The sequence below is a fragment of the Rhizorhabdus wittichii genome (genome assembly GCF_017607425.1).
In the GTDB taxonomy this organism is placed as follows: domain Bacteria; phylum Pseudomonadota; class Alphaproteobacteria; order Sphingomonadales; family Sphingomonadaceae; genus Rhizorhabdus; species Rhizorhabdus wittichii.
On sequence record NZ_CP059319.1, the window covers coordinates 5454020 to 5470677 of the forward strand.

Here is a 16658-nt window from a genome sequence, read left to right on the forward strand (position 1 = left end):
TGTCGGGGCGATCCCGCGCCATGCCAGCCTTCCTTCCGTCGATGGGTCGCACTGCCCGGAAGGGGAATGGGCCGGAAGGGGAATGGGAATGAAATATCTGAGTGTTGCCGAGGCGCGCGCGATGAAGGGGCTGCGTCTCGTCCTGTCGGCCGGCCTGCCCGGGCCTTGGGGCGAGGCGGCGAAGGCCGTGCTGCACGTCCGCAACGTGCCGTTCCTTCCGGTCGAGCAGGTGCCGCTCCAGGCGAATGAGGAGCTGGTCGAATGGACCGGCATCCGCAACGCGCCGATCGCCATCTACAATGACGAGCATCCCGTCGCCGGCTGGCTCGATATCCTCCATCTTGCCGAGCGGATCGGATCGGGCCCGTCGCTGCTGCCCGACGATTATCGCGACCGCGCGCTGGCGCTCGGCATCACCAGCGAGATCAGCTCGCCGGGCGGGCTGGGCTGGAATCGGCGCTACCAGATCCTGGCGGAGACGCCCGAGGAGGATATCAGCGCCGCCTATGGCAAGATCGCACCGCCGGTGCAGGCGAAGCTGGCCAATGAGTATCGCATCTCGCCGGAGGCGATGGCCGCCGCGCCGGCGCGCATCGTCCACATCCTCGACGGGCTGACCGGGCAACTGCGCCGCCAGAAGCAGGCCGGATCGGAATATCTGGTCGGCGATCGGCTGAGCGTCGCCGACCTGCACTGGGCGGCCTTCTCCAACCTGATCGCGCCGTTGCCGCATGAACTGAACCCGATGCCGGAGACGATCCGGCCGATCTATGGCGGCGTCGGTCCGGTCATCGCCCCGTCGATATCCGACGAGCTGCTCGCACATCGCCTGATGATCTTCGAACGCCATCTGGCGCTGCCGCTCGATTTCTGACGATGATCGATCTCTACACGACGCCTTCCCCCAATACGTGGAAGGCCAGCATCATGCTCGAGGAATGCGGGCTGCCCTGTCGCATCCTGCCGGTCGACATCGGCAAGGGCGAGCAGTTCGACCCCGCCTTCCTGGCGATCAGCCCCAATGGCAAGGTGCCCGCCATCGTCGATCACGACGGGGCTGGCGGCCCGGTCGCGATCTTCGAATCGGGCGCGATTCTGGTCCATCTCGCCGAGAAGACGGGCCGCTTCCTGCCGGCGTCGGGCGCCGCCCGGTCGGACGTGCTGGCCTGGCTGTTCTGGCAGGTCGGCGGGCTCGGCCCCAGTTCGGGGCAGGCGCATCATTTCCTGGGCGCCGAAGGTCCCGGCGCGGCGCTGGGGGCCAGCCGTTTCGTGCGGGAGACCGAGCGCCTCTATGGCGTGCTCGACCGGCGCCTGGCCGATCGGGACTGGATCGCCGGCGACTATTCGATCGCGGACATCGCCTGCTGGGGATGGGTGTGGTTCAACGGGCGGTTGGTCGAGCGCTTCGCCAATCTCATGCGCTGGTTCGTGGCGATGTCGGCGCGGCCGGCGGTGTCGCGCGGGCGGGAGGCGGGCTTCGCCCATATCCCCGAAGCGCAGCGCGAGCGGTTGAAGGGGCGCTGGTGGTCTGCTGCCGCCCTGCACGAGGCGACGGCGTAACGATGGCACGGAAGATATATGAGGACGCGCGCGCCGCGCTCGACGGGCTGCTCCGCGACGGCATCACCATCGCCGCCGGGGGCTTCGGCCTGTGCGGCATACCGGAGACGCTGATCGACGAGGTGCGGCGCAGCGCGGTCGAGCGGCTCACCATCATCTCCAACAATGCCGGGATCGAGGATTTCGGCTTGGGCAAGCTGCTGCAGACGCGGCAGGTCGCGAAGATGATCAGCTCCTTCATGGGCGGAAACCGCGAGTTCGAGCGGCAGTATCTGGCCGGGGAGGTCGAGGTGGAGTTCTGCCCGCAAGGGACGCTGGCCGAGCGCATTCGCGCGGGGGGAGCTGGGATTCCCGGCTTCTATACACGCACCGGCGTCGGCACGCTGATCGCGGAAGGCAAGGAGGTGCGGGTGTTCGGCGATACGGCCTATCTGCTCGAAAGCGGGCTTCGCGCCGATGTCGCGCTGGTCAAGGCGTGGAAGGGCGATCCGCACGGCAATCTGCTGTTCCGCAAATCCGCGCGCAACTTCAATCCGGTGGTGGCCACCTGCGGCCGGGTGACCGTCGCGGAGGTCGAGGAACTGGTCGACCCCGGCGAGATCGAGGCGGACCGGGTCCATACGCCCGGCATCTATGTCGACCGCCTGATCCTGGCGACGAGCAACGAGAAGCGCATCGAACGGCTGACCGTGCGGGAGGAGGCGGCATGATGGGTTGGACCCGCGACCAGATGGCCGCGCGCGCCGCGCGCGAGCTGGAGGACGGCTTCTATGTCAACCTGGGCATCGGCATCCCGACGCTTGTCGCCAACCATATCCCCGCAGGCGTCGACCTCACGCTGCATTCGGAGAACGGCATATTGGGGCTGGGGCCCTTTCCGCTGGCGGGCGAGGCCGATGCCGACCTGATCAACGCCGGCAAGGAGACGATCACCGAGCTCGACCGGACGAGCTATGTTTCGTCGGCCGAGAGCTTCGCGATGGTCCGCGGCGGCCATATCGACGCGTCGGTGCTGGGTGCGATGGAGGTGTCCGAGGATGGCGACCTCGCCAACTGGACGATCCCCGGAAAGCTGGTGAAGGGGCCGGGCGGGGCGATGGACCTGGTCGCCGGCGTCCGCCGCGTGATCGTGCTGATGGAGCACGTCTCCAAGGACGGCGCGCCGAAGTTCCGCGATCGCTGCAGCTTGCCGCTGACCGGGGCCAATGTCGTCGACATGCTGATCACCAACCTAGCGGTGTTCGCGCGATCCGACCGGCAATCGCCTTTCACTTTGCTGGAAACCGCGCCCGGCATCGGGCTGGAAGATGTCCGCGCGCGGACGGGCGCGCGATTCGTCTGATCAGTCGATGTCCGCTCCAGCCTCGTCCGGGGCGGGCGGCATGTCGTTGCGGATCGCCGCGCGCAGCCAGCGGCGGAATTTGGCGACCGGATCGGATGACCAGCGATCCTCGCGCGCCATCAGCGCATAGCTGCCGAGGATCGCCGGCCGGAAAGCGGCCTCGGCCGGCTCCAGCCGGCGGAGCGCGCCCGCGTCGAGCTCCGCCGCGACGAGGAAGTCGTTGCCCAGCGCGACGCCCTGCCCCTGGCGTGCGGCGTCGATGCAGACATGGGCGTGCCACAGCCGGACGCCCGGCAACTGGCTTGGCACCGTGACGCCTTGCGCGGCCAGCCAGGCGCGCCATTCGTCATCGCCCTCCTCGTGGAGCAGCGGCGCTCGCAACAGGTCCAGCGGGCCGAACAACCTGCCTCCGCCCAGCGGGAAGGATGGGTTGATCACCGGGTAGACGGCGGGGCGCGCCAGTTCGATCCGCCGGATGCGCTCCTGCCGGGCCGGCGATCCGTCGCGGACATAGCGGATGTCGACGTCGGCCTCGTCGGCGGCGAAGTCGGGCGGCCGATCGCTCGGCCGGACCTCCAGTTCGATGCCGGGATGGCGCTTATGGAAGCGATCGAGCCGGGGCATCAGCCAGCGCGACGCGAAGCCCGGCACGCACCATAGCCGCAGCAGCCGGGTGTCGGGCACATGCATCAGGTCCGCCGTGGCGTTGGCGATCTCGGCGAAGGCGGCGGTGATGCGGGCATGATAGACGGCGCCCTGCTCGGTGAGCATGCCGGCGCCGCGCGATCGGTCGAGCAAGGTGATACCGGTCCAGGCTTCGAGCGCACGGACGTGGCGGCTGACGATCGCATGATCGACCATCAGCGCCTCGGCGGCCTTGCGGACGCCGCGCAGCCGCCCGACCGCTTCGAAGGCCCGCAGGGGAGCGAAGGGCGGAAGGAATTTCCTGCGATCCATTCCCCGCTCCGGTCAGCCTGCCAATGCGCCGCGCCGGCACATCATGCGGTGCCCAGCGTGTCGGCCAGCGCCTGCGCGAGGATGTCGAGCCCTTCGTCGAGCACGGCATCGGACGCGGTCAGCGGTGCCAGCAGGCGGATCGCCTCGCCATGCTGGCCGCAGGTCAGCAGGATCAAGCCGAGCTCCAGCGCACGGACGCAGACCCGTTTCGCGGCGGCGCCGTCGGGACGAAGGTCATCCAACCCGGCGCGGATGTCGAAGGCGATCATCGCGCCCAGGCCGCGCGGCAGGCCGATCGGCAGCTCGCGGCGGGCGGCGACGGCGCTCAACCGCTCGGTTATCCGCCGTCCCATCCGCTCGGCGCGGTCGCACAGCCGGTCCTGCTCGATCACGTCGAGCACGGCGAGTCCGGCGGCGCAGGCGATCGGGGAGCCGGCATAGGTGCCGCCCAGGCCGCCGGGCGGCACCCGGTCGATCAGCGCGGCATTGCCGACCACGGCCGACAGCGGGAAGCCGCCGCCGAGCGACTTGGCGACGGTGATCAGGTCGGGCCGGACCCCGGCATGTTCGACCGCGAACAGCTTGCCGGTGCGGCCGATGCCGGTCTGCACCTCGTCGGCGATCAGGGCGATGCCATGCTCGTCGCACAGGCTGCGCAGCGCGCGCAGGAATTCGAACGGCGCGACATGGAAGCCGCCTTCGCCCTGTACGGGCTCGAGGATGATCGCGGCGACATTGGCCGCCTCGACATCCGAGCTGAGCACGTTGGCGAGCGCAGCGAGGCTATGCTCGACCGTGATACCGTGCGCCTCGCTGGGAAAGGGGATGTGGTAGATATCGCCGGGCAGGGGGCCGAAGCCCTTCTTGTAGGGCAGGACCTTCCCGGTCATCGCCGACGCGAGCAAGGTGCGCCCGTGGAAGCCGTTGACGAAGGCGATCACCGCGCTGCGGCCGCTGGCATAGCGCGCGATCTTCACCGCATTCTCGGTCGCTTCGGCGCCGGTGGTGAAGAAGATCGTCTTCGCGGGGCCGACGACCGGCGCCAACGCATTCAGCCGCTCGGCCAGCCGGACATAGGGCTCGTAGCCGACGACCTGGAAGGCGGTGTGGGTGAAGCGGCCGAGCTGTTCCTCCACCGCGGCGATGATCCGCGGATGGCGATGGCCGACGTTGAGCACCGCGATGCCGGACGCGAAATCGATGTAACGCCGCCCTTCGACGTCCCAGATTTCCGCATTCTCCGCTCGCGCGGCGAAGATCGGTGCGGCGGTGGCGACGCCCTGCGGCACCGCCGCCAACCGCCGGCCCCAGAGGGCGTCATTCGATGAGGTCAAGGGCTTCGACATGGTCCTTCGATCTTTGATGGAGGAAAGAAAGGCGTGTCGCCCGGGCTTGCTCCCGGATCGATCACCGCATGACCCATCGGTGGAAAGCGACGGCTTCCCAAGGTTGGAACTGGCCATATCGTGATGGTCGATCGATCGCCTCCGCCCGGGGGAGGCGCTCGAGGAGCGGCGCGCCTCTAATCCTTGGCGCGGGCCCTGCGCGCAGGCTTCGGCGTCGGGGCCGGCGCGACCTCCTGTGCATCGAAGTTGTCGATGATCGCCAGCCATGCCGCTTTCGAACGGTCGACGATGACGTCCCAGTCGGGCAGGCCGTGCGGCGCGATCAGGCGGGTGACGACCAGGCCGTCGATCTGCGAGCCGATCAGGCAGCTCAGCGTCGACGCCTTCTCCAGCGACAGTTCGGGCCGCATGCCCGAGATGATCGTGGTCAACGCCTCATAATATTGGGTGTAGCTTTCGCGAACGATGTCCGCGACCGGGTCGGTTTTCGTCGCGGTCGGCCATAGATTGACGTAGAAGGCGCAGACCAGCGGGTTGCCGATCACCTGCAGCAGATCGTCGATCACCTTCACCATCCGCTCGCGCGGGGAGAGGCGGGTGTCGCGGCTGATGTCGGTGTAATCGGCGATATAGCCCGCCAGCAGCGAATTGATCGTCAGCACCAGCAGATTGTCGCGCGTACCGAAATAATGCTGGAGCGTGCTGAGCGAGATGCCGGCCTCCGATGCGATCCGGCGGATCGAGAAGCCGCTGATGCCTTCCTGCGCGAAGATATTGACCGCCACCGCCAATATGTCGCTGATCTTCTTGTTGCGCGATTTCTCGCGCTCGCTGTCCTTGCGCTTCAGCAGCCTGGCGGCGACCGCCGGATCGTAGACGATCCCTCTTCCAGCCCAAGAATCCAGCGGCAATGCAAATCTCCCGACGGTGTTCCGGCCGACGAGACTAGCAATCGCGAGGCATGCAGACGAGGCTCAAAGTGGCCAATCCGCACCTGCCCCACGATCGGCGGGGCCGATAGTCCTGCGTCGACTTCCCGTCGATCCTCACGAGCAGAGCGCGCATGGCCCTTTCCTTTTCCGAATATCGCGGGCTCGACGCCGTCGCCATGGCGGATCTGGTCCGATCGGGCCAGGTGACCCCGGCCGAGCTGCTCGAAACCGCCATCGCCCGGGCCGATGCGGTCAACCCGGTGCTCAACGCGATCTGCCATCCGATGTACGATGCCGGCCGAGCCGACGCGGCGGCGGCTCCCTTGTCGGCGCCGCTCGCCGGCGTTCCCTTCCTGTTGAAGGACATCACCACCCATCGGCAGGGCTGGCCGATGAGCAGCGGCAGCCTGGTGATGCGCGACCAGGTGTCGAGCTTCGACAGCGAGGTGGTGAAGCGCTATCTGGCCGCGGGGCTGGTCCTGTTCGGCCGCACCACCACGCCCGAGTTCGGCTATGCGGCGAGCGCGGAATCCCGCTTGTTCGGGGCGACGCGGAATCCCTGGGACCCGTCACGGACGGCGGGAGGATCCTCGGGCGGGGCGGCGGCGGCGGTCGCGGCGGGGATCGTTCCCGCCGCACAGGGCGGCGATGCCGGCGGCTCGATCCGCATCCCGGCCTCCTTCTCCGGCCTGTTCGGGATCAAGCCGACCCGCGCACGGGTGCCGGCGGGTCCCGCCCATGGCGCCTTCCTCGGTTTCTCGACCACCCATGTGCTCAGCCGCTCGGTGCGCGACAGCGCGCTGCTGCTGGATGTGACGCATGGGCCCGACATCGGCGCGCCTTATGCCGCCCCGCCGCCGCGCCAGGGCTTCCTCGCCGCGACGCAGAGCCGGCCAAAGCGGTTGCGCATCGCGCTGCAGCGCCGCGCTTTCGACGACACGCCGGTCGAGGCCGACTGCATCCGCGCGATCGAGGAGACTGCCAGGCTGTGCGAGGAGCTGGGTCATGAGGTGATCGAGGCCGACCTGCGCTTCGACCATGGCCGGCTGCGCGAAATCTATTTCATCGTCTGGCCCATGCTGGTCATGCACAGTCTCGACCAGCATGCCCGTGCGACCGGCCGGCCGGTGCGGATGGAGGAGCTCGAAACCTATGTCGCGCGGCTGGTCGACGACGCGCGGCGGGCGGGCGCCGGCGACTTCATCGCCGGGCTGGAGAGCATGACCGAGGTATCGCGCTCGTTCCGCGCCCAGTCCGACATGTTCGACCTGGTGCTGTCGCCGACGACCGCGCAGGTCGCGCCGCGGATCGGCGTGCTCGATCCGTCCAACCCCGATCAGGCTCAGCTCGATGCCGCGCTGGCCGCATCGGTGGCCTTCACCCAGATCCACAATGTGACGGGTCAGCCAGCCGCCTCGATCCCGCTCTACTGGACCGAGCAGGGCATTCCGATCGGATCCCAATTCGCTGCCCGCTTCGGCGACGAGGAGACGATCTTCGCACTGGCGGTCCAACTCGAGGAAGCTCGTCCCTGGTTCGAACGCACCCCGGATTTGTCCGTGTTACCGTAAACGGCGATGTCAGACACGGAGATCAGTAACGAAAGTTTACCGATCTGCTGGGGGCGTTCGATATTGTGGGGCGATTACCTATTTGAAGCCTGCTAGAGTTCGTTGCCCACGAAACCCACTTTCGGGAAGTTCTTGATGGCCTCCCGAAGCATGCAGCCCAGTTTCTCGTCGGAGGCATCCTTAGGCGGCGTCATGTGAACCTCGCCCGCCCGGTACCGGAGCCAGGTCTCCGGAAGCTGGCACGTGGCACGAATTGCGCGAACGTCTTCTTCTGTTAACCGAGGGGCGGGCGGCATCGCCGCCGCTGCCATGGCAAGAACGAGCGAGATCACGCCGGCTTGTCCTGCGCCAGCTTCTTCTCGACCAGCTTCTTCATCCGCTCATTGAACTCTTCACCCATCATAGCGGGCAATGAGCTGGTCTAACCGATCGAGCAATTGGCGTGCACCGGACATTTAACTCAACGGAGCGCAGGGCCTCGCGGATGCGACGAGTGAGGAACCACGCCGAATTATACTGAACCTCAAGAATGCGGCTGAGCTGGTGAGCGCTGATGCCCTTTTTGCTCGACATCATGAGGTGCACGGCCTGGAGCATCTTGTGGAGGGGGAGTTTGGCGTCCTCGAACACGGTGCCGACCTTGGCGGTGAACTGCTTACGGCACTCGCCGCACTTCTTGAGGCCGTGGCGAACAATGCCCTCGGGGTTCTTCTTGCTGGGCTTCGAGCGGACGCCCTCCAGCTTGTAGACGCGGCCGCCGACAACGCCGCAGTGCGGGCACACGATATCGTCAGCCCAGATCACGCTTTCGAGATATTCGAAAGCAGCGGCCTCATCGTGGAAAAGGAGCTGAGATAGAACAGGCATGACGGCTTAGCTCCTTGCCGCTGTTTCTACTTCGTTCCGATGGGTTTGTAAAATACGTAAAAATCATTGCATGTATGAGGTTTGCGGAGCGGACTGCACTTCGCTCAGCGCACGAGAATTGCAGCGATGAATTATCGCGCGGAGACGCGAGGAGCTAAGCAGGCCCTCGTGCCCGTTGAAGATCAAGGCCTTCACGATGCGCTTTGCCGCATATCGAGGCTCTTCGCCGAGGTGGACGGCGGCTTACGGCGCGGTATCGCGGTCGGCTGCTGCGCCCGGATCTCCGCGAAATGGAGGCGTGATATGAGCCAGCACCGTAATCCGATAGTATATTTTCCAGCGGGCCGGCGGTCCCTGCCTGCTCTTATCGAACGATGCGCAGAACGCACCGCCAAGGCGGTGTTGAGCTGTGGCGGAACTGCCTGGACCGCGCAGGATTGTCGGGATGCCGCAGCTCGCTTTGCCGGGCGGCTGGCTGAAGAGGGGGTGAGGCGGGGGGACAGAGTGGCGATCCTGTGCGGTAACCGCGTCGAATTCCTTCAGCTGTTCCTCGGTTGCGCCTGGCTCGGTGCGATCGCCGTGCCCATCAATGCCGCCTCGCGCGGACCCCAGATCGAACATATTCTGCGCAATTCGGAACCCCGGCTTCTCGCCATCGAACCTAGTCTGCTGCCCGCCTTGGACGGCCTTGCGATCGATGGCCTCGGCCTGTCGCATTTGCTGCTCATAGGCGAAGGCGAGGTCGGGAGAACGGCTCTCGAGATCGAGCCCCTGAGCCCCGGTAGTCATGCTCTGCCGCCAGCCTCGGTGGGGGCCGGCGATCCGCTTGCGATCCTCTACACGTCGGGAACTACGGGGCCGTCCAAGGGCGTAATCTGTCCGCACGAGCAATTCTTCTGGTATGGGATCAATTGCGGCATTGCGCTCGGCACCCACGCTGATGATGTCCTGCACACCACCCTGCCGCTTTTCCACATCAATGCGCTTAGCAGCTTCGTCCAGGCGCTGGTCTATGACGCCCGTCTGGTGATCGAGCCCCAATTCTCGGTGTCGCGCTACTGGGCCGGGGTCCGCGAGGCGGATGCCACGATCGTGTCGCTGCTAGGCGCGATGGTGCCCATGTTGTTGTCACGCCCCGAGAGTGGGGAGGAGCAGGATCACCGCGTTCGTATCGCCTCCGGTCCCGGCGTGCCCGCAGCTCTCCATGCCGAATTCCATCGTCGCACCGGCATCCGGTTGAGCGACGGCTATGCGAGCACCGAGAGCAATGTCGCCATCATATCCCCGCGCGACGACATGCGGCCAGGTACGATGGGTGTCCTGCTCGACGGCTTCGAAGCTCGGGTTGCGGACGCGGACGATCAGCCGGTTGCGGATGGCCTGCCGGGCGAATTGCTGCTGCGGGCAAGGGAGCCCTTTGCGATGGCCATCGGCTATCACGCCATGCCCGACAAAACGATAGAGGCGTGGCGTAACCTCTGGCTCCATACCGGCGACCGCGTGATTCGCGACCCCGACGGCTATTTCTATTTCGTGGACCGCCTCAAGGACACGATCCGCCGACGCGGGGAGAATATCTCGTCCTACGAGATCGAGCAGGTGCTGCTGATGCACCCGGCGATCGCAATGGCGGCGGCCTTTCCGGTCTCTTCCGAGCTTGCCGAGGACGAGGTGATGGTGGCCCTCAAGCTCGCCGACGGTGTAGCGGTGACGCCCGAGGAGATCATCGCCTTCTGCGATGGCCGCATGCCCTATTTCTCGATTCCCCGCTTCATCGATTTCGTCGAGGATCTGCCGCGCACCGACAATGGCAAGGTCCAGAAGTTCAAGCTGCGCGAGCGCGGCGTCGGACCGAATAGCTGGGACAGGGACAAGGCCGGTATCGTCGTCGCTCGACGCTGATCATTGTCCGGGCTTCTGTCAGCGGGTCTTGGATCCGGTCGGAAGCTTGATCCGGAAGATCGTGGGGACGCCGCGCCTGGGCAGGCTGTTCTCGAAGACTGTTTCGGAAAGGCGGGCATCGGCGACATAGAGATAGCCGCCAGCGATGGCGAAGCCGTCCGGCCAGACCAGCTTGCCTGGCGCCTCGATGAATATTCGCGAGCGGAGTCTGCCCGAGACGGGGTCGACCGTGAGCGCGACGATGGACCCATGTTCGAGATCGCCGCCATATAAGGTGCCGGCCGCATCCATGATTATCCCGCCGGTTACCGGCCCTCGGCCGAGAAATTCGGTGCGTTCCGCCAATTGGTGATCAGACAGGCGATCGTTCGCCAGATCGGCTGTCCGAATACGCCAGTAATTATGATCGGTGAGGGTACGATAGTAGAGCCACTCGGCGTCGGGCGAGAGCGTCAGCCCGTCGGCATGTACGACCATTGGTTGGCCGCCCTTGGGAATGGCCGGCTCATTTCCCAGCAGGAAAGGCTCGCTGGTATCCGCCTGGGTCGATCGGTCGCCGACCAGCACCTGCCGCGATGTCCCGCTGGCAAGATCGAGTATGACAAGGCTGCCCTGGCGGCCGACATTGGCGAGATAGGCTTTGCCCCGCCGATGATCGATGCGGACGTCGTTCAGGGAATCGTCGGGAGCGACGACCCCGTCGAAGCGATAGGTGCGGACGGCCTTGTTCGAGCCAAGATCGAAGCGGACCAGCTTGGGGGCGCCTGTCGGCGCCGAGGTGGGCAGGGTCGGTCGTCCGGAGTCCAGCACCCAAAGGTCGTCGGCGTCGTCGATCCAGAGCGCCTGTGGCGCGAACCAGGGATCGCGGCCATCGGCATCAGGCTTGCGCCATGTTTCGTCGGGATATGACTGGACGGCGCTCGTCCGGGCATCGACCTCGATCACTCTGTCGCCGACGGTGGCGGCAGGGGCGCTCGCGAATATGCGACCGTCACGCGATACGGCGATGCCGATCAGCTTGAAATCCTCGAAGGCTTTGACCGTCTCGAGCGCCGGTGCAACAGGCACATGGATCGGCGCGGAAGCGGCTATGATCGGGACGGTGATCGCCAACAGGCAGGTCGCGGCGCGAAAGCGGCTGGGCATGGCTCTGCTCCCATTCGGATGGATGGCGAATGCCCAAATAAGTCTATCGCGCGCGATAAGCCTATCCCCTCGCCGCAACGACCTGGCGGGATAGCGAAACCGCATGAGTGCGCGGGAGGACCAGTCGTTGCGCCGGGGCGCTAGAAACTGGAGGCATCGCCATCCACCCTCGGATGGCGCCCGTGGTGGGTGGAGGCCACTTGCATGAACGCCAGGCTGGATCGGTTCCGTGGGAATTCCGGCGCGGCGGCTGGCGCGCATTGATCGTTTCTGGGCGCCGCTCGCCGCCTGCATCGTCCTGCCGTTGGCCGCACTCGGCTGCCTGATCCTCGCGACCGGCGCTCTATGCCTGCGCCGGGCTGTTCGTGGTGGCGCCGGTGTTACTCCTGTTGCTCGATCTTTACCCGGTCTTCCCGTCCGCCTCGGGCCGGTGATGGTTGCAGTCATCGATCATTGTTTGCGGCCATGATGTTGTCGCCGCCTGCCGATGGATCAAACAGAATACAGTTTCAATGGCGGTGGACCGGAACCCCAGAAGAGATCGGGACGGACCATGGTCGGATGAAGCCGCACGCGGAGAGATAGGGAAGGGGGCACGACATGAGCGGATCTTTCGGAAGCAACGGCTGGGTGATGACGGCCGTCGCGCTGGCGCTGGCGGCGCCGACGGCGGTTTGGGCGCAGGCGGCAGCCGACAATGAGGGCGGTATCGCCGAGATCGTCGTGACCGCGCAGAAACGCGAGGAATCGGCCCAGAAGGTACCGATATCGATCCAGGCGCTCAGCAGTACCCAACTCCGGCAGATGGGGATCAGCAACACCAATGACCTGCCGCTCGCGGTGCCGGGTTTCCAGATCAGTTCGTCGGCCGCCAACCAGCTCTACTATCTGCGCGGGGTCGGTTCGCAGCAGGTGAGCACCGGTACCACCGCCGAGGTGGCGACTTTCGTCGATGGCGTCTACATGCCTTTCCCGAGCAGCGCGCTGCAGGGTTTCGGCGACATCGAGAGCCTTGAAGTCGACAAGGGGCCCCAAGGCACGTTGTTCGGCCGTAACGCGACTGGTGGCGTCATCCAGTTCCGCACCAAGGACCCGAAGTTCGACCTCGGCGGTGAGTTCAGTGCCAGCTACGGCAATTACCAACATGCGGTGGGCAGCGTCTATCTGACCGGGCCGATCACCGACAAGCTCGCCGCGTCGATTGCGGCTATCACAGACGACCAGATGGACGGCTATGGCAAGAGTCAGGCAACCGGCAAGGATGCCCACAAGCGCAGCATCTACGCGGTGCGCGGCAAGCTGTTGTTCAATCTGTCGGACGCGACCCAGATCCGCATCGGCGCTGACTTCTCCCGCGTGCGGGGTGATGCCGGCGGTACCATCCGCCCCGCGAAGGGCGTTCAGCTGTGGAATCAAGTAACCAACACCCAACAGATCATTCCCGGCTTCTATGACACCAACCAGGACAGCAGCGCCTTCCACACGGTGAAGGACTATGGCGGTTTCGTCCGCCTCGACTCGGATTTCGGCTGGGCGAATTTCCTCAGCATATCCGCGGTGCGCTGGAACAAGAACACGACCAATGTCGATTTCGACGGTGGCCCCGACCGCTTTCTGCCGGTCATCGTCATCTCCAGCGATCGTGTGATCACCCAGGAACTGCAGCTTTCATCGCCCAGCGATTCAAAGCTGGTGTGGACGGTCGGCGGCTTCTTCCTTCGGCAGAGCGGCGACACCGCCCCGTTCCAGTTCGGCGCGCCTTTCCCGACTTTCGCGCTGCCGTTCGGCGTTCCGCTGGGCGATGCCTATCAGGTCTATTCGCAGCCGACTGCGACCTCCTTCGCAGGCTTTGCCCAAGCGACCGCCACTGTTCTGCCCGATACCCATCTGACGCTCGGCGCGCGCTACACGCATGACACCAAGAAGATCAACGGCTTTGGCCAGGTCTCTGGTCCGAGCACCAATCCGCCACGTGTCCTGCCCTTCACGGTGGGTAGCCAGACCGCCAAATATGGCAAACCGACGTGGCGCATCGCGCTTGATCACGACGTGACCGAGACGGTCAAGGTTTATGCTTCCTACAACCGTGGCTTTCAGGCCGGCACATTCAACGCGAACAACGCCAGTGGCTTCACGGCGGCGGCGAACCCCCCGCTCGATCCGGAAAAGATCGATGCCTATGAAGTGGGTCTGAAGAGCGACCTGTTCGACCGCCACTTCCGCGCCAATCTCGCGGCCTTCTGGTATGACTACGCCAATCTACAGCAGCAGACCTATGTGAACGGCCAGCTCCGCACGCTCAACGCCGGTGCCGCGCGGATCAAGGGCATCGACTTCGAGTTCATCTACCAGCCGGTGAAGTCGCTCTCGATCGGTTTCGTGGGCGAGGTGCTCGACGCCAAGTTCACCGATTTCGCCAACGCGCCCGGCTATACCTATCCGCAAGGCTTCGGAGTCGGTCCGCTGGTGCCGACGCCGATCCCCAATGCGAAGGGCAATTACCTGTCCTTCGCGCCGAAGTTCACCAGCACCGCCTATGTGAACCACATGCTGGAGACTTCGGTGGGTATGTTCACGACCAATGCGAACCTGGTCTATAATGACGGCTATTATGTCGAGCCTGGCAACCTCTACAAGGAACCGCATTTCTACGTCGTCAACCTGACCGAAGAATGGGCGCCGAACGAAAATCTGTCGCTGTCGCTGTGGATCAAAAACCTGTTTGACCGCAAGTATGACCAGAGTGTCGCGGCGGTCGGGACGGTCGGCTTTGCGGGCAACACCGTCGGCGCGCCGCGCGAATATGGTTTTACGGCGCGTTATCGCTTCTAGAGCGGTTCATGATCCGATTGCATCGGATCGGCCGATCTAGGTTGTTGTTTTACCGCGATTTCCGAGCCGGCAGATGTTTCCATCTGCCTAGAAATCGCTCTAGTCGAACGCCCGAACGAGGCGGGTGAAGCCGCGCATCGTTTCATCCCCGCCACCGAATGGGAACGGCGATCCGCTGCACGCGGCGGATCGCCGAACCGTGCCCCGTGCCGATCGAAGGGAGCCAGCATGATCAAGCCCAACCCGTTGATCGACGGCACGGGGTTCAAGATCGGGACCTTCGCCAGCAATGCCGATGGCGGCCTGTCGCTCGCGACCGTGCCCGAGCGCTGGCAGGCGCGTTGGGACGATTGCCTGACAGCGGCCCGGATCGCCGACCGGGCCGGTCTCGACTTCCTGCTTCCCATTGCGCGCTGGCGCGGTTTCGGGGGTGAGATCCGGGCCCGCGAATGGTCATTCGAAACCTTCACATGGGCGGCCGCGCTGGCCGCTGTGACCAAGCGCATCGGGGTGCTGATGACCGTTCACGTACCGGTGCTCCATCCGCTCTACGTCGCCAAGGCACTCGCGACGGTCGATCATGTCGCGCATGGCCGGGCCGGGCTGAACATTGTGTGCGGTTGGAACCCCGAGGAATTCGCGATGTTCGGTATCGCGCTCGACGCCGATGGCTATGCCATGGCGGAGGAGTGGCTCGACGTCATCGAGCGGCTCTACACGGCCTCCGGGCCGATCGATCACCATGGCCGCTTCTACACGCTGAACGGCGCCGTTTCGCGTCCCGCAAGCGTGCAGGCGCCACGCCCGCCGGTGATCAATGCCGCCTTCAGCGCGCGCGGGCGTCAATTCGCGCTGTCGCGCTGCGACCGGCTCTTCACGGTCTATATCGACGCGGCAGACCTTGCCCGGCAGGTGCGGGAGGCCGAGACTGTTGCTGCGGCAGGTCGATCGGTCGGGTTGTTCACCACCGCCCATGTCGTCTGCCGGGGCAGTGCCGCCGAAGCCGAGGACTATTATCGGCGCGTCACCGTCGAGCAGATCGACGAGATCGCGGTCGACAACCATATGCGGGACAAGGCGCGCCATACGAGCGCCGACGAATATCAGCGCTACCGCCAGCGTTTCGCGGGCGGGGCAGGCACCGCCCCGCTGGTCGGCACGCCGGCACAGATCGCCGACCAACTCATTGCTATCGCCGCCACCGGCTGCCGGGGCATCGCGCTGTCCTTCGTCAACTATGCCTATGAGCTTCCCCATTTCTGCGACCGGGTTCTGCCGCTCCTGGAGCGGGCCGGTCTGCGGCCCTGATCCTCTTCCGACAGGAATTTGTAGTGGCGTTGAGACAAGGACTGCATGCGGATGACACCCTCATTGGCCCCTTTCGCGCGATCCCTCACCCGGTGGCGATCGAACTCCTTGGTGTCCGACGCGGGCGCCGCCGGGGTACCGATGCCGCGCATCGAGACTGCCGAACAGACGCGTGCTGTCGTGGCGGCGATGCACTAAGCGAGATGACGTTCGGACTCGTCGAGCAGGACCGTGATCGCGCGATGCGCGGCCGCAGGATCGTGGGCGCGGAAACTCTCCAGCAGATTGCCGATCAATCGACCGACCAGCGCTTGGGTCGGTCCATCGTGGAGGGCCGCCGCGCGTACGATCTGGCAGTGGTCGGCGAAGCGGGATATCGTCGCTGCCAGCCGGGAATTGGAGATGTAGCGCGTCCAGACGAGTCGGAAATCGGTCAGGCCCCGGCGCATCTCGTCCAGCTTGCCGCCAGGGCGCGAACCTTCGAACAAGGCGAAACTTTCATCCAGTTCGGCGAGGCCTGCGGCATCGATGGCGCTGGCGACAAGCGCCGCCGCATGGGGCTCGATCAGGCGACGAATTTCAAAGATGTCCGCGATTGCGCGGGCATCGAGTTGTGCCAGCGCGAAGCCGCGGCTCGTGCCCACCAGATAGCCTTCGTTGACGAGGCGAACGAGCGCTTCGCGGACCGGCATGCGCGATATGTTGAGGCGCTTGGCCAGGTTGATGTCGACCAGCTTTTCGTCCGGCGCGAGATCACCGCGCTGGACATGCTCGAGAACAAGAGCGTGGACTTGGGCGCTGATATTACCGCTTTCCCTGATCCGATCGGCTCCCTCGGTAGCGGCAATCCGGTCTACGACACCCACCCATATTCCCCGATGAAGGACCGGGCCGC

14 protein-coding genes and 1 pseudogene are annotated in these 16658 nt (G+C 65.3%); 8 read left to right on the forward strand and 7 right to left on the reverse strand.

What is annotated here, in order from left to right:
- Positions 1-88 precede the first annotated feature (88 nt).
- From HRJ34_RS25885 to HRJ34_RS25900, 4 genes are read left to right on the forward strand one after another with little or no spacing between them, the layout of a single operon-like run.
- Positions 89-874 carry a glutathione S-transferase family protein gene (locus tag HRJ34_RS25885; protein WP_012050340.1) on the forward strand — a complete coding sequence of 262 codons (786 nt, stop codon included), beginning with the start codon at positions 89-91 and terminating at the stop codon, positions 872-874.
- Between the two features lie 2 nt (positions 875-876).
- A complete protein-coding gene (locus tag HRJ34_RS25890) occupies positions 877-1560 on the forward strand; it encodes a glutathione S-transferase family protein (RefSeq protein WP_208632867.1) in 684 nt (227 codons plus the stop codon).
- A 2-nt stretch (positions 1561-1562) separates the two neighbouring features.
- Complete coding sequence (locus tag HRJ34_RS25895) at positions 1563-2270, forward strand: CoA transferase subunit A (RefSeq protein ID WP_208632868.1); 708 nt, start codon at positions 1563-1565, stop codon at positions 2268-2270.
- Entirely contained in the window at positions 2270-2902 is a 633-nt protein-coding gene (locus tag HRJ34_RS25900) for a 3-oxoacid CoA-transferase subunit B (RefSeq protein ID WP_208634427.1), read from the forward strand. Before HRJ34_RS25895 ends, HRJ34_RS25900 begins: the two co-directional genes overlap by 1 nt.
- Here the strand turns inward: HRJ34_RS25900 and HRJ34_RS25905 are convergent, their stop codons facing one another.
- The 3 genes from HRJ34_RS25905 to HRJ34_RS25915 all read right to left on the reverse strand — a co-directional run bounded on the left by HRJ34_RS25905 (position 2903) and on the right by HRJ34_RS25915 (position 6116).
- Complete coding sequence (locus tag HRJ34_RS25905) at positions 2903-3859, reverse strand: LysR substrate-binding domain-containing protein (RefSeq protein WP_029992379.1); 957 nt, start codon at positions 3857-3859, stop codon at positions 2903-2905.
- A gap of 41 nt (positions 3860-3900) precedes the next feature.
- Complete coding sequence (gene gabT / locus HRJ34_RS25910; protein WP_012050345.1) at positions 3901-5205, reverse strand: 4-aminobutyrate--2-oxoglutarate transaminase; 1305 nt, start codon at positions 5203-5205, stop codon at positions 3901-3903.
- Positions 5206-5381: 176 nt separating this feature from the next.
- The gene (locus HRJ34_RS25915) at positions 5382-6116 is read right to left on the reverse strand and encodes a TetR/AcrR family transcriptional regulator (RefSeq protein ID WP_012050346.1); all 735 of its coding nucleotides are present in this window, start codon (positions 6114-6116) and stop codon (positions 5382-5384) included.
- 152 nt (positions 6117-6268) lie between these two features.
- Here HRJ34_RS25915 and HRJ34_RS25920 point away from each other — a divergent pair, with 152 nt between their 5' ends.
- Positions 6269-7708 carry an amidase gene (locus HRJ34_RS25920; RefSeq protein ID WP_208632869.1) on the forward strand — a complete coding sequence of 480 codons (1440 nt, stop codon included), beginning with the start codon at positions 6269-6271 and terminating at the stop codon, positions 7706-7708.
- Positions 7709-7800: 92 nt separating this feature from the next.
- Here HRJ34_RS25920 and HRJ34_RS25925 read toward each other — a convergent pair whose 3' ends face one another.
- Entirely contained in the window at positions 7801-8040 is a 240-nt protein-coding gene (locus tag HRJ34_RS25925; protein ID WP_208632870.1) for a hypothetical protein, read from the reverse strand.
- 124 nt (positions 8041-8164) lie between these two features.
- Positions 8165-8575: pseudogene (locus tag HRJ34_RS25930) on the reverse strand (transposase); the annotation flags it as partial.
- 303 nt (positions 8576-8878) lie between these two features.
- Between HRJ34_RS25930 and HRJ34_RS25935 the strand changes: the two are divergent.
- A complete protein-coding gene (locus HRJ34_RS25935) occupies positions 8879-10477 on the forward strand; it encodes an ATP-dependent acyl-CoA ligase (RefSeq protein WP_208632871.1) in 1599 nt (532 codons plus the stop codon).
- A gap of 18 nt (positions 10478-10495) precedes the next feature.
- Here HRJ34_RS25935 and HRJ34_RS25940 read toward each other — a convergent pair whose 3' ends face one another.
- Positions 10496-11623 (reverse strand): SMP-30/gluconolactonase/LRE family protein, encoded by a 1128-nt coding sequence (locus HRJ34_RS25940; protein ID WP_208632872.1) that lies wholly within the window; start codon positions 11621-11623, stop codon positions 10496-10498.
- Positions 11624-12223: 600 nt separating this feature from the next.
- On the opposite strand from HRJ34_RS25940, the gene HRJ34_RS25945 reads away from it, so the two are divergent.
- Both HRJ34_RS25945 and HRJ34_RS25950 read left to right on the forward strand, forming a co-directional pair.
- On the forward strand, positions 12224-14455 hold the full coding sequence (locus tag HRJ34_RS25945) for a TonB-dependent receptor (protein WP_208632873.1): 2232 nt from the start codon (positions 12224-12226) through the stop codon (positions 14453-14455).
- Positions 14456-14683: 228 nt separating this feature from the next.
- Positions 14684-15763 carry an LLM class flavin-dependent oxidoreductase gene (locus HRJ34_RS25950; RefSeq protein WP_208632874.1) on the forward strand — a complete coding sequence of 360 codons (1080 nt, stop codon included), beginning with the start codon at positions 14684-14686 and terminating at the stop codon, positions 15761-15763.
- A 194-nt stretch (positions 15764-15957) separates the two neighbouring features.
- On the opposite strand, the gene HRJ34_RS25955 is transcribed toward HRJ34_RS25950, so the two are convergent.
- Complete coding sequence (locus HRJ34_RS25955) at positions 15958-16629, reverse strand: GntR family transcriptional regulator (protein WP_208632875.1); 672 nt, start codon at positions 16627-16629, stop codon at positions 15958-15960.
- Positions 16630-16658 lie beyond the last annotated feature (29 nt).